General features: G+C 76.3%; 1 protein-coding gene. It reads left to right on the forward strand.

The annotated features are described in order from the left end of the window. Positions 1-20: 20 nt before the first annotated feature. Positions 21-3,823: SDR family NAD(P)-dependent oxidoreductase (locus tag ABZ793_RS34555; RefSeq protein WP_357465182.1), on the forward strand; the 3,803-nt coding region annotated here is incomplete at its 3' end.

Genomic DNA, 3,823 nt, shown 5'->3' on the forward strand with positions numbered 1-3,823 from the left:
CCGCCTGGCAGGGCCGGGGCGTGCGGACGCGCCGACTGCGGGTCAGTCACGCGTTCCACAGTCCGTTGATGGAGCCGATGCTGGCCGAGTTCCGGACGGTCCTCGACGGGCTGACGTTCCGGGCACCGCTGGTGCCCGTCGTGTCGAACCTGACCGGGACGCTCGCCGACCCGCAGGAGCTGACCCACGCCGACTACTGGGTCCGGCACGTCCGCGAGGCCGTCCGGTACGCCGACGGCGTCGCCGCCCTCCGGGACGCCGGCGCGGGCACGTACCTGGAGATCGGCCCGCAGAGCGTCCTCACCGCCCTGAACGCCGACCTGCTCGCCGAGGACGCCCTGGCCCTCGCCACGCAGCGGCGGGACCGCGCCGCCGGGCAGGCGCTGCTGCACGCCCTGGCCGAGCTGCACGTCAACGGCGTCCCCGTCACCTGGACCCAGTGGTACGCCGGGACGGACCCGCAGCGCGTCGACCTGCCGACGTACGCGTTCCAGCACGAGCGCTACTGGCTCGGCATCGGCCGGGCCCGGGCGGGCGACGTCACCGGCGCGGGGCTGGGCGTCGCCGGGCACCCGCTGCTCGGCGCGGCGGTCACCGTCGCCGGCGAGGACATGGTGGTCCTGACCGGCCGGCTGTCGGTCGCCACGCACCCGTGGCTCGCCGATCACGTCGTCTCCGGCGCGGTCGTCGTGCCCGGCACCGCCCTCGTCGAGCTGGCCGTCCGGGCGGGCGACGAGGTAGGCGCCTCCCGCGTACGGGAGCTGACCATCGCGGCGCCGCTGGTGCTGCCCGAGACCGGCGGGGTGCGGGTGCAGGTGCGCGTCGGCGCCGCCGACGAGGCGGGCAGCCGGGGCGTGGCCGTCCACTCGCAGTCCGACGGCGACCCGGAGGCTGACTGGATCCGGCACGCGGAGGGCGTGCTGGACCCGGCGTCGGCCGACGAGCCGACGCTCGGTGCCTGGCCGCCCGTCGGGCTCGCCGAGGCGGACCTGGCCGGCTGGTATCCGGGGCTCGCCGAACACGGCCTCTCCTACGGGCCGGTGTTCCAGGGACTGCGCCGGCTGTGGACCGGCGACGGCGAGGTCTACGCCGAGGTCGCGCTGCCGGACGAGGCGGCCGGCGAGGCCGCCCGGTTCGGCGTCCACCCCGCGCTGCTCGATGCCGCGCTGCACCCCGTCGGGCTGCTGCTCGCCGAGGAGACCAGCGGGCCGCGCGTACCGTTCGCGTTCGAGGGCGTGCAGGTGCACGCCACCGGGGCGCGCGTCCTGCGCGTACGGCTCACCCGGGCCGGCACCTCCGCGCGCCTGGTCGCGGTGGACGAGTCCGGCGCACCGGTCGTGTCCGTCGACTCCCTCGTCCTGCGGGAGATGACGGCCGTGGTCGCCCCCGGCGCGGCGGCCCGGTCGCTGTTCACCCTCGAGTGGCAGCCCGAGGACGTCACCCCGGCCGACGACGTGTCCGGCTGGGCGCTGCTCTCCGGTGACCTGCCTGCCGGCGGTGTGGACCTGCCGGCGTTCCCGGCCGTCGAGGCGCTGACCGAGGCGGTCGGCGCGGGCCGGGCCGAGGCGCCGCGCGCACTGCTGCTGCCGCTGCCCGCCGCCGCCGAGGCGCCCGTGCCGGACGCCGTCCGCACGGTCACCGCCGACGTCCTGGCCGCCGTGCAGACCTGGCTGGTGGCCGACGCGCTCGCCGCCACGACCCTCGTCGTGGCGACCCGGGGGGCCGTGGCCGTCCGTGACGGGGACCGGGTGACCGACCTCGCGGGTGCCGCCGCATGGGGCCTGCTGCGCTCGGCGCAGACCGAGCACCCGGGCCGCATCGTCCTGGCCGACGTCGACGGCGACCTGGACGCGGGCATCCTGGCCCTGCTGGCCCGGGTCGCCGCCGATCCGGCCGTGACGGGCGGCCAGGTGGCCGTCCGCGACGGTCGGGTGTTCGTGCCGCGGCTGGTGCGGGCGTCGGCTGGGGCCGTGCCGGCTCTGGGTGAGGGCACGGTGCTGGTGACCGGTGGTACGGGTGCGTTGGGTGCGCTCGTGGCGGAGCATCTGGTGGCGGCGTACGGGGTGCGGTCGCTGGTGCTGGTGTCGCGGCAGGGTCCGGGCGCTTCGGGTGCGGGGGCGCTCGTGGAGCGGCTGTCGGGTCTGGGTGCGTCGGCGCGGGTGGTGGCGTGCGACGTGACGGACCGGGAGCAGGTGGCCGCCCTGGTGGCGGGCGTCCCGGGCCGGCTGGCCGGCGTGGTGCACACGGCCGGCGTGCTGGACGACGGGGTGGTCTCGTCGATCACGGCGGACCGGCTGGCGGGTGTGCTGGCGCCGAAGGTGTCGGCGGGCTGGTTGCTGCACGAGGCGACGGCGGGTCTGGACCTGGATCTGTTCGTGGTCTTCTCCTCGGCTGCGGGCGTTCTCGGTTCGCCGGGTCAGGCGGCGTACGCGGCGGGGAACGCGTTCCTGGACGCGCTCGCGGCGTATCGGCGGCAGGTGGGTCTGCCGGCGGTCAGCCTGGCGTGGGGCATGTGGGACACCGGTGGCATGGCGGCGTCGGTGTCGGAGGCGGATCGGGTCCGGTCGGCGCGGGCCGGCTTGACGCCGATGAGCGTCGAGGTCGGGTTGGAGCTGCTCGACGCCGCGCTGGGCGCGGGCCTGCCGGCACTCGTGCCGGCCGCGCTGGACGTACCCGCGATGCGGGCCGCCCTCGGCGGCGGCCAGGCGCCGGCGGTGCTGCGCGCCCTGGTCGGCGCGACGGTCACCCGCCGGCAGGCCGGCAGCGGCGGCGACTGGGCCGACCAGCTCGCCGGAATGGACCCCGACGAGGCCCGCGCCCAGATCGACCTGCTGGTCCGGGGTCTGGTCGCCCAGGTGCTCGGTCACGGCGGGGCGGAGGCGGTGCCGGCGGACCGGGCGTTCCGGGAGTTGGGCTTCGACTCGCTGACGGCGGTGGATCTGCGTAACCGGGTCAATGCGGCCACCGGGCTGCGGTTGGCGTCGACGCTGGTGTTCGACTACCCGACCCCGGCCGTGCTCGCCGAGCACCTGTACGAGCGGGTTTCCGGCCAGCTCAGTGTGCGGCGGTCGGCCGTGCGGGCCGTCGCCGCCGACGAGCCGATCGCGATCGTCGGCATGGCCTGCCGGTACCCGGGCGGGGTCGACAGCCCGGATCAGCTGTGGGAGCTGCTGGCCGCCGGCGGGGACGGCGTCTCCGAGTTCCCCACCGACCGGGGTTGGGACCTCGACGGCCTCTTCGACCCCGACCCGGACCGCAGCGGCACGTCGTACACCCGGCACGGCGGCTTCCTCGCCGGGGCGGCCGAGTTCGACCCGGCGTTCTTCGGGATCTCGCCGCGCGAGGCGGTCGCCATGGATCCGCAGCAGCGGCTGCTGCTGGAGACGTCGTGGGAGACGTTCGAGTCCGCCGGCCTGGACCCGCAGGGGCTGCGGGGCAGCCGTACGGGCGTGTTCGCCGGCGTGATGTACCACGACTACGCCTCACGGCTGGCCGACCTTCCCCCGGACGCCGAAGGCTACGTCGGCACCGGCACCTCGGGCAGCGTGCTGTCGGGACGGGTGGCGTACACGTTCGGGCTCGAAGGCCCGGCGGTCACGGTCGACACCGCCTGCTCGTCGTCGCTGGTCGCGCTGCACCTCGCCGCGCAGGCGCTGCGGTCGGGGGAGTGCGACCTGGCCCTGGCCGGTGGTGTGACCGTGATGGCCACGCCGGGGACGTTCGTCGAGTTCTCGCGGCAGCGGGGTCTGTCGGCTGATGGGCGGTGCAAGTCGTTCGCGGCGTCGGCGGATGGCACCGGTTGGGGTGAGGGCGTGGGCATGCT

This window comes from Micromonospora sp. NPDC047465 (assembly GCF_040643125.1).
GTDB lineage: Bacteria > Actinomycetota > Actinomycetes > Mycobacteriales > Micromonosporaceae > Micromonospora.